Below are 15,658 nucleotides of genomic sequence, written 5' to 3' on the forward strand. Positions count from 1 at the left end.
CGTTTGTTTTCCAGGACCGATATAATCAGCTCTTGGACGAATCAAACGATTGTTTGAATACTGCTCTAAAATGTGAGTATTTGTAACTTTGTCAAAATTATTTTTGAATATATAATAATCATGTTATCTGCTTCATAAAAGAAAACCATTTATACATATATCCAACAAGAAGAATTAAAAAAGCTAGGACTTATGAAAAAAGAAGTAGCGCAGCAACTTGATATTTCTGTCACAACGGTAAATAAGTATATTAAGCAAGAACTCTTATCTATATTTCAAGAAGAATACTGTGGAATCAATTGTTATTTTATCCATGGAAAAAATTTAGAAGCATTTAAGGGCACACATAAGATAGGGAGAAAGCTGAGTGAGCATCATTTTATCACACTAAGAAAAACATTGTGTTATTTCAGCTTTTCGTGAAGAAAGACGAAGAAAAAGAGCAGTTTGCCCGTAGCATCTCCGTAGAAGACTTAATTATGGTGGTGAAAGAAAAACATGAAGAGGAAGCCAAAAAATTAGAAAAAACTCATCAAAAAATCCTATTTTTAGTGGGGTAAAGAATTTTTTGATGAGTTTCTTTATTAGAAGGATATAAACAAACATAGTAGGTATGGGTTTTTCTAAGGTATTTTATATAAAATTAATTACTACTAATACTTTCTTATATTTATTTGTATAAGCCATTTGACGTTTTTTACTAAATTAGTCATTGATTAATTTCTAAGCAGAAAAGTATAGGTAAATTGTTTTGCTTTGTTTTTAATTAAACTAGGATTTCCTTTTGAACATTAATTGATTGATTCTGGTTAATCTTCGTGTTTTCCCACATCCAATTGTGGAACTGTGGATATGCTTTTCTGTACTGTTCAGCATATAGTTGATATCTTTCGTGATTTTCTCTATTAGGCTCTATTTGTTTTTGTTTAAAACGTACCATATTGGCTGCAGCTTCTTCAATATCTTTATAAGCTCCTCCAGCCACACTAGCTAAGATTGCAGATCCTAAACAAGCCACTTGATTATCTTCAGGCACATTTATAGAGATATTACTTACATCAGCATGAATTTGTAAAAACAACTCACTATTTGTTGCTCCTCCAGCCGCATATACTTCATCGACATCAATTCCATTGCTTCTAAAGTTACGAATATTACAATCTGTTCCATAAGAAATCGCTTCCATAATAGCGCGATAAATATGAGCTCGCCCATGTTTTAAAGACAATCCAGATATTAGACCTCTAACATTTGGATCAACATGCGGTGATCGATTTCCTTGCCAGTAATCTAATACAATAAGACCCTCAGAACCTGGAGGAATATTAATTGCCTCTTGAGTTAGTAAATCATAAACACTTACATTTTTATTGTTAGCTATAATCTCTAAATCCTTACAAAAATTTGTTCTTAACCATTTGATAGTAGAACCAGAAGAAGACTGTCCTGCCTCTACCAGATTTAAACCTGGAACTACTGCACCAGGAAAGGAACCCAATATTTCTTTTGCATGAACTGGTTTATTTGTTAATGTATAAATATTATGTGAGGATCCCGTAATAAGAGCTAGTTTTCCTGGTTGAGCTACTCCTAAACCAATTATACCATTAAGAGCATCTACGCCTCCCTGGGCCACAGGTGTTCCTGTTCTTAATCCTAATTCTTCTGCTACTTCTTTAGTAAGTCCACCAATATGTTCACCCAATTTACATATATCTTGCGGAAGTTTTTCGAAAATATCACCCAAACCAACTGATTCATAAAAATCCTGAGGAACGCCTCCTTCGTTTTGATTATAATGCCATCTATAAGTAGTTGTACTAATACTCCCAGTGTATCTACCCGTAAGTCTGTACGTATACCAATCGGAAAAATCCATGAGTTTATTTGCGCTCTTATAAATGTGAGGTTCATTCCTTTTTAGCCATAGAGCTTTACACACCATCCACTCCGGAGAAACCTTTCCATAACCGTTGTATTTTAAGGCATCATGTCTAGTAGACGAAATAAATTGAGCTTCCTCGTGAGATCGAACATCCATCCATAATAGAGCGCGTCTTAATGGTGTTCCGTCACTTTTGCAAGGGATAATAGTAGCACAGGTTGTGTCTAGACTTAAGCCGATAATCTGTTCTTTAGTAACCCCAGATTGCTTCATTGCCTTTCTTATACTGCTGACTAAAGCAGACCACCATTCACCTGGATCTTGCTCTGCCCAACCGGGATGGGGATGATATGTTTGGTATCCAGTAACACCTAATCCTACCTGATTTCCGTATAAGTCATATATCACTACTCTAACACTCTCTGTTCCCGCATCTATTCCAATGACTAGCTCCTTTTTCATTCTACATTCCCCTCTTCCCAAAGTTAAACTATCTAAGTTGTAACTTATCTTCTTAAAAGCTTCTAACTGCAGGTATGACAATAAAATTTAGTTGCTATACTTGTTCTTAATATTGAGGTAATATGTAATTTCCATTACATTAAATAATGAGCATAAACGACAATATAAACTAAGACTAATCTATTGACTAAATTTTTTGATTTTTATAAATGATAGAGAAAAATCAGATCAAAATAAATATATTTTGACCTGATTACTTTCATTTATTTAAATGCTGTACAGTTATTATAAACCTTCTTCCTAAACTAAAATAGGGTTTAATTTTACTAATTTATTTTTAACAGGCGCCTTATTTATACTCTGTGCTTGCAACGAACGTAACTTCCAAATCATTGATTCTTTCTCCTGTTCAATATCTCCGTACGTAATAATTTCTCCTTGTTTTATCGAACGAGTTACTACAACATTTGGATCGACCAATCCAATTGGAAGAGCATTTACTGCGGAAGCTTCACTATGGGTTAGTAATTTACCGTATACTGTATATCCTCCAATACCATCAAGGCGATCTCCTGGTTTCAAGTCTTTCTTTGCTACAGCTACTGTTTCAGCTTGGAGACCATGCCACGGAGCAATAGTTGCTTCCTTATGAAAATAAGCACGAGCAACCGAAAGTGGTGTTTCAAGACTTGTTAAATGATAAGGACGGTATAACACATAATTTGGCCCATCACCCATTTTTAAATAATTCATTTCATGATGAACTTCCTCTTTATCTGAAGAGATAATTGCAAATACACCTGGGGCTACCCCATTTACGTAGTCAACAATTCCCTTACCAGATAAAATTCCACCTTTTTCTTTTTCCTGAAACAAAGAGGGTAACTCATTGACAGTACCGGAAGGACCATGCATGCCTGGTTTATCTGGTAAAAATCCAGTTGCATTTGCAACTGCATTCATTTCAACCATAGTTTTTGTTCCATCTTGAAATGAAGCAATCATTTTAGGGCTAGCACCTTTCGCTTTAGCCTCTGCTTCTGCAGAGGAAGGGTTAGCTTCGTGGTTTAATGGATTATTTTTTCCTTTTCCTAATGCAATAATCTCAAAACCAATTGCATCTGCAAAATCATATAGTTCCATTACTGCTCCTGGTTCATCACCTGCTGATCCCGTATATACAACGCCACTTGCATCTGCCATCTGTTTTAGAAGAGGCCCAACTGTCACATCTGCCTCTACATTTAGCATAACGATATGCTTTTTATTTAAAATAGATTTCCAAGCAATTTCAGCTCCCAAATTTGGAACACCAGTGGCGTCTACAACAACATCAACGCTTGGTAAACTTGTAACCAACTCACTATAAACTGTACCTACGACTTTTCCTTGTTCAATAGCTTGTTCTGCCTCTTCAATCTGACCTGTTAAAACAATTTCCTGTTCATTGATACCAGCTTTTAAATAGGCTTGTTGAATCAAAGAAGTATGGAGATCGGCTGTAGCAACGACTCGCATACCTTTCATACCTTCAATTTGAGAAATCATACCTCTCCCCATTTGCCCACAACCAATTAAACCAACACGTATTTCTCTGCCCATTTTCTCTAATTCTCTTAATTTATAGTTTAATCCCAACATGTTTCAAACCTCCTAATAAAATATGTAAATTAATTTATGATGAAACATCATATAAGAATTTTTGGTCTTTGCATAACAGAATTAATGTGAACATTTTAGATGTAGAAAAACTAAAACTTAATCTTAATTACAGACAAACAAGGAAACGTTTACACTAATTATCATTGAAATAGATCAACTACAAAGAAGCAAAAAGGATGAAGGTTAGTTGATTCTTTACAAAAGTTCTTATTAGTTACCTTTGTTAAAATTATAAAATTCAATTGTATATTTTGTCAATGAAAATTTTTAGAAAATTATTATAAATACCTATAAAACAGTTATTTATATGATTCAAATCTTATTAGTTGGTTTAATCTTTATTAAAAACTATTTTTATTTTTTACAAAAGTTTATAAAAAGAACAAATGTATCAACTTTTAAGAGTTTCTCAACGCCCTGAACTTAAAAATGGGTTTGATGAATAACTGGTATAGCAGTTATTCATCAAACCCATTCTAAAGGAAGATTAAACAAGAGAGTATATACAACTTTCTTATTAACATTACTTAAATTACATATTGAAAATATTAAAGATGTAGTATTACGTTTTTAAATTGCAAAAGATTTTAAAGGAGTAATAAACGGAGAAGGGGAACATGTATTAACGATTACACTTGTTCCTGCTGAAAATATAGCGTATGAACATAGGGATATTAATATCATGCTGGAGGATTAAGTAGCTAGCAGGAAGATTTATAAATTATTTTGGCACTTTTAAAATCAGTTATATAATTTATTCAGTAGTTATACTAAATCAGTCAGACTGGTACATAATAGATAGATTACTTCTCATAGAATTAGATAAAAAAGGTTTTTCATACAGTAAAACGTACTAAAAGGTGCCCTAAAATTAAAGTGAAAATACTAGGTTTTTGAGGCACCTTTTTTTAAAGAATACATAAATAGTTTCATTAGGACTAAATTGCAAAAATAAAGTAAAATCTAAAGTACCTGATTTAATGACTTGTTATTCTCCTCGTAAAAGAGCCGAGGCTGTTTGTTCGTCAATTATTAGCACATCTAAATAATTCCCTTTTAGAGCAGCCTCAACACTCTCTAGCTTGTGAGTTCCCTCAACTACTCCAATGACCTTTTTAATCTGCCTTAAATCTTCTAGTGATAAGCCAATTACTTTGTCGTTTAACGGATGGTCAACCGATTCTCCTGACGCTTCAAAAAAACGAGAGGCAATATCACCAACAGCACCCATTTTACGAAGATTTTGCAAATCATCTTCTTTTAAATAATTAAGTTCCTTCATAGTAGATCCTTTGTGGGGATTTCCTATACCTACAAGAGCTAAATCTACTTCCTTAACCTCTTCAAGAACAGAAGAAATTTCTTTCATAGCTACTAGGTGCTCTTTAAGTTCCTTTGTTTCTACAATCGCGGGAGCATATAAGTAGGAACATGTACAACCCATTTTTTTAGCTAATTCATAAGCTAATTGATTAGCATGAATTTCTACATGTTGTGTTCCCATACCACCTACGAGGGGCACAATATTCATTTCTTCTTTTCTCTCAAATGGATATTCTTTTACCAATTCAGCTAAAGTAGATCCCCATGAAATACCAAGTTTTTTTGCATCCATTCTCTTTAAATACTTAGAGAGATAATAAGCACCGGCCTGTCCCACTGCTCTCTTAGTCATTTCTGGAGTTAATCCTACTGTGGATATAACAATGGCATCTTGTAAGTCATATTTTTTTTCAAGTTTTAGTTCTAGATCGACAGTATGGACACTCTCGTCTTTAATATAAACCTCTATTATTCCAAGCTCTTTTGCTCTTTGTAGAAGTTTAGAAATAATAGGCCTTGATACTCCTACCTTCTTAGCAATCTGTTGTTGTGTCCAACCCTCTATATAATACAGATTAGCTAATTTCACCATCTGCTTTCTTTCTTCCCAATTTAACATACAATCGCCTCTTTATCTGTTTGTATGCTTTTTAGTATAGCAATAACCATATCAAATGAGAACATCTTACTCTTACATAAAAGTACATTTTAAGTAAATAAGAAACCTCAGTAACGGTAAAACTATTTCTAAGAATTAAGTTCCTCTCATAAGCAAAAGATTGTTGGTATATAAAAAAAGAACGCTCTGTAAGAGACGTCCTTATTATTATTATTTAAAAATTACTATTTAATTTGAAGAGCCTACTACATCCTTTAAATTGGTAAAATTATCGTTTTCTTCTTCCTTCTTAGGAAGCTGAATAAATTTCATTAAGAATGCACTAAGGAGATACAAAATGGTATATATCCATATAACCCCCAATGTACCTATACTTCCGATGAAAGCGCCAACAATTGCTGGTCCAAGAAATGTACTTAGACCTGCTCCAAGATTAAGTACGGACATAGCAGCTCCTTTATTATTCCCTGCTAATGAAGGGATTAATGCAGACAATGGTGCATATGCAGCTAAACAAGCACCAAAGCAACATGCTGTAATGATTGTAAAGAAATAATTTGGTCCTAGAAGGGTTGGAACATAGTAAAATGCCGCAGTAAAAATAGCACACCCTACCCCTCCAAACCACATAACTGTATTACGCCAACCTAGCCTATCCCCAACAATCCCAAAGATTAAATTAAAGAAAATATTACTGGTCCAAAGTGATCCATAAATTTGTAACCATTCGGTTCTTGTAAAGCCAATCTCCATCATATAAGCAGGCATAAAAACCACAAAACCGTATGCACCAGTTGTGTTAATTGTTCTTACAATACCACCTAAACCAATTTTAGGTTTTTCAAATGCAATTGTAATACCTTTTAATAAATACCTAGCCATGTCTTGCCTGTTTTCAAAGTTTTTTCCACTACTAGCATCATCCCTATTTGTCATAATTGCAATTAAGGCTCCTATACCCGTGAAAACCACAGCACTCCATAAAGTGTTGATTTCACCTAAAATAGGGAGTACAAAACTTGAATAATAAGCCCCTAATACATTTAAGCCAGCTGCAAATGAGAACCAAAACCACCCTACAGCCGTTCCGAGTTTATTGTTTGGCGTATAGTATGTAAGCCAAACTAAAAAAGAATAAGCAAATAGGGGATACCCCAATCCTCTAAGAGAGTACGTCGGTATCATGATCCAAAGATTCATAGACGGTAAACCAATGGTTAAAAAAACAATTGTCCCTATCAAAAATAAGGCTACTCCCAATGTCATAGCCTTTCTAGTTCCTAGAATTTCAGCCAATACTCCTGAAAACCAAGAAGCAAGTGCAACTGCAACTCCATATACACTAAATAATAAAGCTGACTGTTGAATACTCAAACCATTGTCAGTTAAATAAGAAGATAACCACCCCTGCTCAAGTCCATCACCCATCATAAAAAGTATAACCCCTAAGTAACCTAAAGCCATTTTTGAGTCCATACCTAACTTTTCTAAGAATCTCGGCATACTCTTCTTCCCTCTTTTCTTTTATAAAGATACAAATTCAAAAAAAATAAGAATTTTCTATTTTCAACGCGTGTAAATATTGTTTAAATTTATTAATACGTACATAAAGGAGCTGACTTCAAAGGAATTTAATAAAATAACCTTTGAGTCAGCTCTATTATTTTGCCTCTAAAAGCGCTAATGCAGTTTGTTCATCTATAATAAGTACATCTAAATAGTTTGCTTTTAGAGCAGCTTGGGCACTTTCTACCTTATGAGCCCCCTCAACTACTCCTATTACTTCTTTTACTCTTTTAAGTTGCTCTAATGGCAGAGCAATTACTTTATCATTTAATGGATGGTTAACAACAACTCCCGATTCATCAAAGAAGCGAGATCCAATGTCACCTACAACGCCTATTTTTCGTAATTGCTTTAGGTCGTTATCTTTTAGGTAACCAAGCTTCCGCATAGAACCTTTATAAGGATTTCCTAATCCAATAAGGGCCACATCTACTTTTTTTCCTTCATCAAGGACAGACGAAATTTCCCTCATACTTACTAGACGTTCCTTCAATTCTTTTGTTTCTACAATTGCAGGAGCATATAAGTACGAACACGTACAACTCATTTTTTTAGCTAACTCATAAGCCAGTTGATTTGCATGAATTTCAACATGTTGTGTTCCCATACCACCTACAAGAGGTACAATGTTCATCTGCTCTTTTCGTTCAAACGGATATTCTTTTACTAATTCAGCTAAAGTAGAACCCCATGAAATACCAAGTTGGCTTACATTTCCTTTCTTTAAATACTTAGAAAGATAATAGGCACTTGCTTGACCTACTGCTTTTTTAACCATATCAGGTGTTAACCCTACAGTAGATACAACAATTGCATCCTTCAATCCATATCGCTTTTCGAGCTGTTGTTCCAATTCCACTGTATGAATATTTTCGTCCTTAATATAAACTTCTACCACTTTTGAATCTCTTGCCTTCTGCAGAATTCTCGAAATAATAGGTCGAGATACGCCTACTTTCTTAGCAATCTGCTCTTGCGTCCACCCATCCATATAATATAAATTAGCCACTTTTACCAGTTGTCTTCTTTCTTCCCAACCTACTACCATGCCATCGCCTCTTTTTAGCTAAATCTATTAACTAACAAAGATGTATTCTCTATTAGACAAGAACACCTTTCTTTCTCATAGCGTTTACACTATTGATAGCTGCTTCATAAAATGATTCAGAAACAGTTGGGTGAGGATGTATCATTTTTGACACTTCCTCGACTGTTCCCTCTAGGTATACAAAAGCAGAAGCTTCAGAAATCATCTCGGTAACATGTGAACCAACCATTGTTACACCAATTATCTCTCCGTATTTTTCTTCATATACTATTTTCACAAAACCTTCTGATTCTCCTGAGGCCAGAGCTTTTCCATTTCCAGTATGGTCAAAGCGCTCAACCCGAACAGACATTCCTTGTTTTTTTGCTTCTGCTTCTGTGATTCCTACACTAGCTACCTCAGGTAATGTATAAATACAGCGAGGCACTACTTTATAATCAATCTCATCATAAACTCCACTTGCATTTTTAGCAGCTACAATTCCCTCTGCACTCGCAACATGAGCTAATTGGTAACCCCCAACTACGTCGCCAACTGCATAAATTTCAGGAATACTTGTTTCCATCTTTTCATTGACTTTGATGAAAGGTCCTTCCATTGCCAAGTTTGTGTTTTGGACAGCTGAGAGATTCGGTTTTCGCCCCACACTCAAGATAAGAGTCTCTGTTTCAAACAGGTGCTCTTTTCCTTTTGAATCTACACACGTGACCACTTTTTGCATGTTTCTCTCTTGAACTTTTGTGACCTTGGTACTTGTATGAAACTGAATACCTTTTTTCTTAAGAAGTTTATTTAACATCTTGGAAGCATCTATATCTTCACTTGGAATAATGCGATCTGCTGCTTCAATCACTGTTACTTCTGCTTTTAAGCTAGCAAAGATACAGGCAAATTCTACGCCAATGACACCCCCACCTATAATAACAACTGATTTAGGAATATCTTGAATATCAAAAATTGTATCGCTTGTGTCAAAATCAACAGAGGCTAAACCTTCTATTGGTGGAATAATAGGAGTCGATCCTGTGGCTATAATAATACGTTCAGCTTGAATGCTTTCTTCTTTTCCGTTTGATTCAATTCTAATCTTTTTTCCTTCTTCAACCTTGCCAAACCCCTCATAAACATCTATTTTCCCTTGGCTTAGCAAATAAGAAATTCCTTGTCGTAAACGATGAATGACATCATCTTTGCGCTTTTTCATTTTGTCTAACGAGAAAGAAAGTTCTCCTGTTTCAATTCCCCACGATTGCGCTTTTTCAATAGACTCAATTACCTCAGCGTGCTTCAACAACGTTTTAGAAGGAATACAACCTCTATTCAAGCAGGTTCCACCTAAAAAATCAGCCTCAATTAATGCAACTTTTTTTCCAAGCTCTGCCGCATGTAATGCGGCTACGTATCCACCTGGTCCTCCACCTATTACTACAACTTCATAAGCATTCATCATATTTTCCACCTCTTATACTAGCAATTCAAACGGATTCTCGAGAACACGTTTGAGTTCTGTTAAAAATTCTGCTGCTGGAGCTCCATCAATTACACGATGATCAAATGACATGCTTAATGTCATCATTGGACGGACTTCAATCTCACTATTTATAACTACAGGTTTCTCTAGCATTCTACCTACCCCTAAGATAGCTGTTTCTGGTTGATTAATAATTGGTGTAAATGCGTCTATTGCATACATCCCAAGGTTACTAATTGTAAATGTTGAACCTTTTAATTGATCAGGTAATAACTTTTGTTCTCTTGCGCGTTTACCAATATCTTTTGCTTCCATTGTTAAGTCTGCTAAGCCTTTTTGATTTACATCTTTAAGAACAGGTACCATTAACCCATCTGGAACAGCAACCGCCAAACCGATATGAACAGCATCATTGTATATAATTTCATCATTTATAAAAGATGCATTGACTGCTGGAAAACGTGACAATACTAGCCCTACTGCTTTTATAATTACTTCTGTATAAGATAATCGCATGCCTGTTTGCTTTTCAACAATAGGTAAAAGTTGAACACGTAACTCTTTTACCTTTGTCATATCAATCTCACTTGTTAACGTAACATGAGGTGCTGTGAAAGCACTTTGAGACATTCGATCTGAAATTACCTTACGCATGCCACCAATTTTTCTTCGTTTCTGTGAAGGGGCTGGTGCTTTTGTGGTCTTTTCTTGAATAGCCGCAGATATATCTTGTTTAACAATTTTACCGTTTAGGCCACTTCCTGTAATTGTAGTTATATCTACGTTCTCTTGTTTAGCTATTTTGTTAGCTAGTGGTGTGATTTTTGAATGTACTTGATCTTCATTAACGTATTCATTGACGTCTTTTACATGAACTCTTCCGTTTGGACCACTTCCAGCTATGGCTGTTAACTCCACTTGATTCGTTTTTGCAATTCTTCTTGCTGCTGGGGTAGCACGCGGTTTTTCGCCAGAAATAACTGAGGCAGCTACTAATGGTCTTTCAGCCTTCTCGTCTACTGTTTCTTCTTGAACTATTTGCTCACTTGATTCACTTAATTCATTTGATTCGCCCGACTCACCTGGAGATTCTGCAGGTACTTGTTCATTTGCTTGACCGATATAACCAATTACATGGTTAACTGGCACTTGGTCATCAGTATCAAAATATTTCTTTAATAAAATACCATCGTCATATGCTTCAACTTCAATGTTAATTTTATCTGTTAAGATTTCAAAAAGTGGTTCCCCTATTTCAACCGTATCTCCCTCTTCTTTAAACCACTCGAGGAGGGTGCCAGTTTCCATCGTACTACTTAGTTTTGGCATAAAAATCTCTTTTGCCATGTTTTCACTCCCCTTATTTAAAACGAACTGTTTCTTTGACTGCTTCAATAATATCTGGAACTTGAGGAATAACAGCCTTCTCTAATGTTGGATTATAAGGAACCGGAACTGCTAACCCTCCTAACCGTTTGATTGGAGAATCTAAATAATCGAATGCTTCACTTTCAGCAATCATACTAGCAATCTCGCCACCGAATCCGCCGCGTTTAACTGCTTCGTGTACTACGATAAGACGACCAGTCTTTTTCACAGACTCTATAATAGCTTCCTCATCTAAAGGAACAATTGTACGTGGATCAATGATTTCTACATCAATTCCTTCTTTCTCCAATTCTGTTGCTGCTTCTAATGCCTTATGTACCATAATTGCGGTCGCTACAATGGTGACATCTTTTCCTTCACGTTTAATATCTGCTTTTCCTAATGGAATAGAGTATTGTTCTTCTGGTACATCGCACTGTGTTCGGTATAATAATTTATGCTCATAAAAAATAACAGGGTTATCATCGTCCATCGCTGCTTTTAAAAGACCTTTAGCATCATAGGCATTAGATGGCTGAACAACTTTTAAACCTGGGATATGGGCCATCCAAGCTTCTAAACTTTGTGAGTGTTGAGCTGCTGCTCCTGTACCTGAACCAGCAGGTGTCCTTACAACCATTGGAACCTTTCCCTTACCACCGAACATATAACGAGTTTTAGCTGCCTGGTTCACTAGTTGATCCATTGCGATTGTAATAAAATCAGAAAATTGCAATTCTAAAATCGGTCTCATACCGGTAAGAGCAGCTCCAACTGCACCACCTGCGATTGCTGCTTCTGAAATAGGTGTGTTACGAACACGTTCTGGCCCAAATTCCTCAATCATTCCGCGCGTCACACCAAATGCTCCGCCATATACCCCAATATCTTCACCTAGTATGAATACGTCTTCATTCTGACGCATCTCTTGACTCATAGCTTCTCTAACTGCTTCTAAGTACGTAATTTCCCTTGTTTTAATCTCCGTCATATTAATTCCTCCCGACTTTAAGCATAAACATCTTCTAAAAGACTCTCTAATGGTGGTTCTGGGCTGTTTTCAGCAAACTTCACAGCTTCCTCAATTTCTTTTTTCGCCTCTTCTTGTAGTTTATTTGCTTCTTCTTCACTCAATATTTTTTCTTCTATCAACAAATCCTTAAATCGCTTGATACCATCTTTCTTTCTCCACTCTGTTTCTTCTTCACGTGTACGATATTTTTTCGCATCACTTTTAGAATGACCTTTCCAACGGTAAGTTTTCATTTCAATTAAAGCAGGCCCATTACCCTCCCGAGCTTTCTCTACTGCTTCATGTACGGTATTCATGATTTCAATCATGTCATTCCCATCTACTACTTTTCCAGGGATACCGTAAGCGTTTGCACGTTCTGCGATATTTTCAATTCTTGTCATTTCTTTTACTGGTCCTGACATTCCGTACTGATTGTTTTCACAAATGAACACAACTGGTAAATCCCAAATAGCTGCTAAGTTTAAAGCTTCGTGGAAGCTTCCTTCATTGGAAGCACCATCCCCGAAAAAGCATAACACAACATATTCTTGGTTTTTCATTTTAGAAGTTAAAGCAGCACCTACAGCAAGTGGAATTCCTCCACCTACAATTCCATTAGCTCCAAGATTACCTTTTTCAACATCCGCAATGTGCATTGAACCGCCTTTGCCTTTACAATAACCTGTTACTCTTCCAAACAATTCAGCCATCATTTTGTTGACGTCACCTTCTTTTGCAATACAATGACCATGGCCTCGATGTGTACTTATAATTTTATCCTTAGCTTGCAATACTCCGATTGATCCAGATGCTGATGCCTCTTGTCCAACGCAGAGGTGAGTAGTTCCATGAATCATTCCCTTTGCAAAAAATTGATCCACTTTTTCATCAAAGTAGCGAATGAGCCACATTTCTTTATAAAGACTTTTAAGTTTCTTCTCTGTGATATGAGAAGGTAATTTCATTGTACTGAGCATGGCATTTCCTCCTTATTTACATTTGTTCTTTATTGTTACCTTTGTTAATATCATATTTATTTTCAGATAATTCGTCAAGTAGAAAAATTATTTTTTTAAACGCAACAAACAATAATCCTAAATAACTCCTATATTAGTGGGTTATTTAAATATTTTTAATTTTTCAGACTAATGTTATTGACAATCTTAACAAGAAGAATTTATACTCTTAACAAAAGTAAGTTTAAAGAACTTTTGTTAAGGGGTGTGGAAATGTGGGGAGCATTCATCGCTATTTTTATAGTACTTTGGCTATTACAATTTTTGATGACAAAAAAACAATTAAAACACTATCACCAAACCGTTAAAGAAATGAGCAATCACTCTTCTGGTTACCTAGGTATAGGAGTTGATAAGAAAAGATTTGGAACTGGAACTGTTTTAATAATGGTAACTGATGTGAAAGGAACTGTTGTTGATTGTAGGATTATGTCCGGTGTTACAGTCTTTGCAAAGTTCAAAAAATGTAAGCGTTTTAAAAATTTAGATATTCTAGATGTAAACGTTTCGAAGTACGAAAATAAATATCATGTATCTTTAAAGATGGCAATTGAAAAAATACATTTACAAATGAACAAAAAGGTTTCTGTTCTATAAAAAAGGAGTGATAATGATGGATTGGATTGTAAAGTTAGCAGAAGGTTTTATAGGTATGTTTCAAAAAGGTGGGGAAACATTTGTTGGAATGTTAACAGGAATTGTTCCCACTCTGATCTGTTTGATTACAGCTGTTAATGCCATTATTAAATTGGTTGGAGAAGAAAAGATTCAAAGGTTTGCACAAAAATGCACTAAAAATATCATTTTACGATACACTGTCTTCCCCATATTAGCTGTATTTTTCTTAACAAATCCAATGGCTTATACTTTCGGAAAGTTTTTACCTGAAAGACAAAAGCCTGCGTTCTATGATTCGGCTGTTTCACTAGTACATCCAATAACAGGACTTTTTCCACATGCAAACGCAGCTGAACTATTTGTCTATACAGGAATATCCGCAGGCATTACTCAACTACACTTATCCCTTGGACCATTAGCAATTCGCTTCTTTATCGTAGGGATTATCGTAATTTTAATTAGAGGGATTATAACAGAAAAGATTACTATTAAAATGATGAAAAATAGAGAATTAAAAGCAGCGTCTAACTAATCTACTCTAAAGAGAGGGAGAATACAAATGGGCCAAAGTCAAGCTGTTCTAACTTCATTTAAGTCAGTTAAAATTTCTAAAGGAAACAGTGGATGGGGAGGACCATTGGTTATTGAACCAAATGAAAATCGGAAATATATTGTATCGGTTACTGGAGGAGGCATACACCCTATAGCGCAAAAAATTGCTGACTTAACGGGTGGAATAGCCATAGACGGATTTAAGACATCTATTGAAAGTAATCAGATGGCCTGTGTCATCATCGATTGTGGTGGAACTGCACGCTGTGGTGTTTATCCAAAAATGGGAGTAATGACAATAAATTTAACACCCACATCTCCTTCAGGCCCCCTAATGAACTTTATTAAAGAACATAACTTTGTATCCGGTGTAAAAGAAGAAAATATCGAATCTGTCTCCGAAGGATCTGAAGAGAGTGCTCAGCCTAAATCAAAGCAAGAATCTGCTTCCTTAACGCCTCAACAATTAAAAGAAGAAGCAAAGAAAAAAGCTGCTCAATATGCCTCAAAGGATCCAGCTAAGGTATCACTCATTGAAAAAATTGGACGAAGTATGGGTGGCGTAGTTGGAATCTTCTATCAAGCAGCACGTGAAACAGTTGAACAGGTCATTAAAAATATATTACCTTTCATGGCTTTAGTTAGTACAATCATTGGGATTATTTTGTATACAGGGATTGGAGATCTAATTGCTAAATTTGTATCTCCACTAGCTGGAAATATTTTAGGGCTTCTACTCCTATCGGTCATCTGTGCAGTTCCTCTCTTATCACCACTATTAGGTCCTGGAGCCGTTATCGCTCAGGTGGTTGGTGTATTAATAGGAGTAGAAATTGGTAGAGGAAACATTCCACCAAACTTAGCTTTACCAGCCTTATTTGCAATTAATCCTCAAGCAGGATGTGACTTTGTTCCAGTAGGCTTAACTCTTGGTGAAGCTGAGCCCGAAACAGTCGAAGTGGGTGTGCCAGCGGTACTAATGTCAAGGCTAATTACAGGTCCACTAGCTGTAGCAATTGCCTATGTATTTAGTTTTGGACTATACGAATAATA

At 35.6% G+C, this 15,658-nt stretch carries 13 protein-coding genes and 1 pseudogene; 4 read left to right on the forward strand and 10 right to left on the reverse strand.

Features of this window, described 5'->3' with window-relative positions:
* A pseudogene (locus ACFX4R_RS28485) lies at positions 1-75 on the reverse strand (citrate/2-methylcitrate synthase); the annotation flags it as partial.
* Between the two features lie 326 nt (positions 76-401).
* On the opposite strand from ACFX4R_RS28485, the gene ACFX4R_RS28490 reads away from it, so the two are divergent.
* Positions 402-560 (forward strand): hypothetical protein, encoded by a 159-nt coding sequence (locus tag ACFX4R_RS28490; protein WP_377571589.1) that lies wholly within the window; start codon positions 402-404, stop codon positions 558-560.
* A 206-nt stretch (positions 561-766) separates the two neighbouring features.
* On the opposite strand, the gene ACFX4R_RS28495 is transcribed toward ACFX4R_RS28490, so the two are convergent.
* The 9 genes from ACFX4R_RS28495 to pdhA form a co-directional block, all read right to left on the reverse strand.
* Positions 767-2,347, reverse strand: coding sequence for an FGGY-family carbohydrate kinase (locus ACFX4R_RS28495; protein ID WP_377571591.1), 1,581 nt, complete (start codon positions 2,345-2,347; stop codon positions 767-769).
* 300 nt (positions 2,348-2,647) lie between these two features.
* Positions 2,648-3,988, reverse strand: coding sequence for an NAD(P)H-dependent oxidoreductase (locus ACFX4R_RS28500; protein ID WP_377571593.1), 1,341 nt, complete (start codon positions 3,986-3,988; stop codon positions 2,648-2,650).
* Between the two features lie 1,009 nt (positions 3,989-4,997).
* Positions 4,998-5,951, reverse strand: a complete 954-nt coding sequence (locus tag ACFX4R_RS28505) for a sugar-binding transcriptional regulator (RefSeq protein ID WP_377571595.1) — start codon at positions 5,949-5,951, stop codon at positions 4,998-5,000.
* A 228-nt stretch (positions 5,952-6,179) separates the two neighbouring features.
* Positions 6,180-7,454, reverse strand: coding sequence for an MFS transporter (locus tag ACFX4R_RS28510; protein WP_377571597.1), 1,275 nt, complete (start codon positions 7,452-7,454; stop codon positions 6,180-6,182).
* A 157-nt stretch (positions 7,455-7,611) separates the two neighbouring features.
* A complete protein-coding gene (locus tag ACFX4R_RS28515) occupies positions 7,612-8,565 on the reverse strand; it encodes a sugar-binding transcriptional regulator (protein WP_377571599.1) in 954 nt (317 codons plus the stop codon).
* Positions 8,566-8,617: 52 nt separating this feature from the next.
* On the reverse strand, positions 8,618-10,015 hold the full coding sequence (gene lpdA / locus ACFX4R_RS28520; RefSeq protein ID WP_377571601.1) for a dihydrolipoyl dehydrogenase: 1,398 nt from the start codon (positions 10,013-10,015) through the stop codon (positions 8,618-8,620).
* A gap of 12 nt (positions 10,016-10,027) precedes the next feature.
* Positions 10,028-11,383, reverse strand: coding sequence for a dihydrolipoamide acetyltransferase family protein (locus ACFX4R_RS28525; RefSeq protein WP_377571603.1), 1,356 nt, complete (start codon positions 11,381-11,383; stop codon positions 10,028-10,030).
* Positions 11,384-11,396: 13 nt separating this feature from the next.
* Positions 11,397-12,395: an alpha-ketoacid dehydrogenase subunit beta gene (locus tag ACFX4R_RS28530; protein ID WP_377571605.1), complete on the reverse strand. Its 999-nt coding sequence runs from the start codon at positions 12,393-12,395 to the stop codon at positions 11,397-11,399.
* A gap of 17 nt (positions 12,396-12,412) precedes the next feature.
* A complete protein-coding gene (pdhA, locus tag ACFX4R_RS28535; protein ID WP_377571607.1) occupies positions 12,413-13,396 on the reverse strand; it encodes a pyruvate dehydrogenase (acetyl-transferring) E1 component subunit alpha in 984 nt (327 codons plus the stop codon).
* A gap of 252 nt (positions 13,397-13,648) precedes the next feature.
* Here pdhA and ACFX4R_RS28540 point away from each other — a divergent pair, with 252 nt between their 5' ends.
* Genes ACFX4R_RS28540 through srlE form a run of 3 tightly spaced genes read left to right on the forward strand, consistent with a single transcriptional unit; the run spans position 13,649 to position 15,656 of the window.
* Complete coding sequence (locus ACFX4R_RS28540) at positions 13,649-14,032, forward strand: transcriptional regulator GutM (protein ID WP_377571609.1); 384 nt, start codon at positions 13,649-13,651, stop codon at positions 14,030-14,032.
* A 16-nt stretch (positions 14,033-14,048) separates the two neighbouring features.
* The gene (gene srlA, locus ACFX4R_RS28545; protein WP_057275498.1) at positions 14,049-14,585 is read left to right on the forward strand and encodes a PTS glucitol/sorbitol transporter subunit IIC; all 537 of its coding nucleotides are present in this window, start codon (positions 14,049-14,051) and stop codon (positions 14,583-14,585) included.
* Positions 14,586-14,612: 27 nt separating this feature from the next.
* A complete protein-coding gene (srlE, locus tag ACFX4R_RS28550) occupies positions 14,613-15,656 on the forward strand; it encodes a PTS glucitol/sorbitol transporter subunit IIB (protein WP_377571611.1) in 1,044 nt (347 codons plus the stop codon).
* Positions 15,657-15,658 lie beyond the last annotated feature (2 nt).

The organism is Priestia sp. YIM B13490, assembly GCF_042787735.1.
GTDB lineage: Bacteria > Bacillota > Bacilli > Bacillales > Bacillaceae_H > Priestia > Priestia megaterium.

What these genes read in the sequence shown, in the direction of transcription:
- ACFX4R_RS28500 (WP_377571593.1), bottom strand. Translation starts at nt 3,988, where the DNA reads ATGTTGGGATTAAACTATAAATTAAGAGAATTAGAGAAAATGGGCAGA.
- ACFX4R_RS28515 (WP_377571599.1), bottom strand. Translation starts at nt 8,565, where the DNA reads ATGGTAGTAGGTTGGGAAGAAAGAAGACAACTGGTAAAAGTGGCTAAT.
- pdhA (WP_377571607.1), bottom strand. Translation starts at nt 13,396, where the DNA reads ATGCTCAGTACAATGAAATTACCTTCTCATATCACAGAGAAGAAACTT.
- ACFX4R_RS28540 (WP_377571609.1), top strand. Translation starts at nt 13,649, where the DNA reads ATGTGGGGAGCATTCATCGCTATTTTTATAGTACTTTGGCTATTACAA.
- ACFX4R_RS28495 (WP_377571591.1), bottom strand. Translation starts at nt 2,347, where the DNA reads ATGAAAAAGGAGCTAGTCATTGGAATAGATGCGGGAACAGAGAGTGTT.
- srlE (WP_377571611.1), top strand. Translation starts at nt 14,613, where the DNA reads ATGGGCCAAAGTCAAGCTGTTCTAACTTCATTTAAGTCAGTTAAAATT.
- srlA (WP_057275498.1), top strand. Translation starts at nt 14,049, where the DNA reads ATGGATTGGATTGTAAAGTTAGCAGAAGGTTTTATAGGTATGTTTCAA.
- ACFX4R_RS28505 (WP_377571595.1), bottom strand. Translation starts at nt 5,951, where the DNA reads ATGTTAAATTGGGAAGAAAGAAAGCAGATGGTGAAATTAGCTAATCTG.
- ACFX4R_RS28510 (WP_377571597.1), bottom strand. Translation starts at nt 7,454, where the DNA reads ATGCCGAGATTCTTAGAAAAGTTAGGTATGGACTCAAAAATGGCTTTA.
- ACFX4R_RS28525 (WP_377571603.1), bottom strand. Translation starts at nt 11,383, where the DNA reads ATGGCAAAAGAGATTTTTATGCCAAAACTAAGTAGTACGATGGAAACT.
- ACFX4R_RS28530 (WP_377571605.1), bottom strand. Translation starts at nt 12,395, where the DNA reads ATGACGGAGATTAAAACAAGGGAAATTACGTACTTAGAAGCAGTTAGA.
- lpdA (WP_377571601.1), bottom strand. Translation starts at nt 10,015, where the DNA reads ATGATGAATGCTTATGAAGTTGTAGTAATAGGTGGAGGACCAGGTGGA.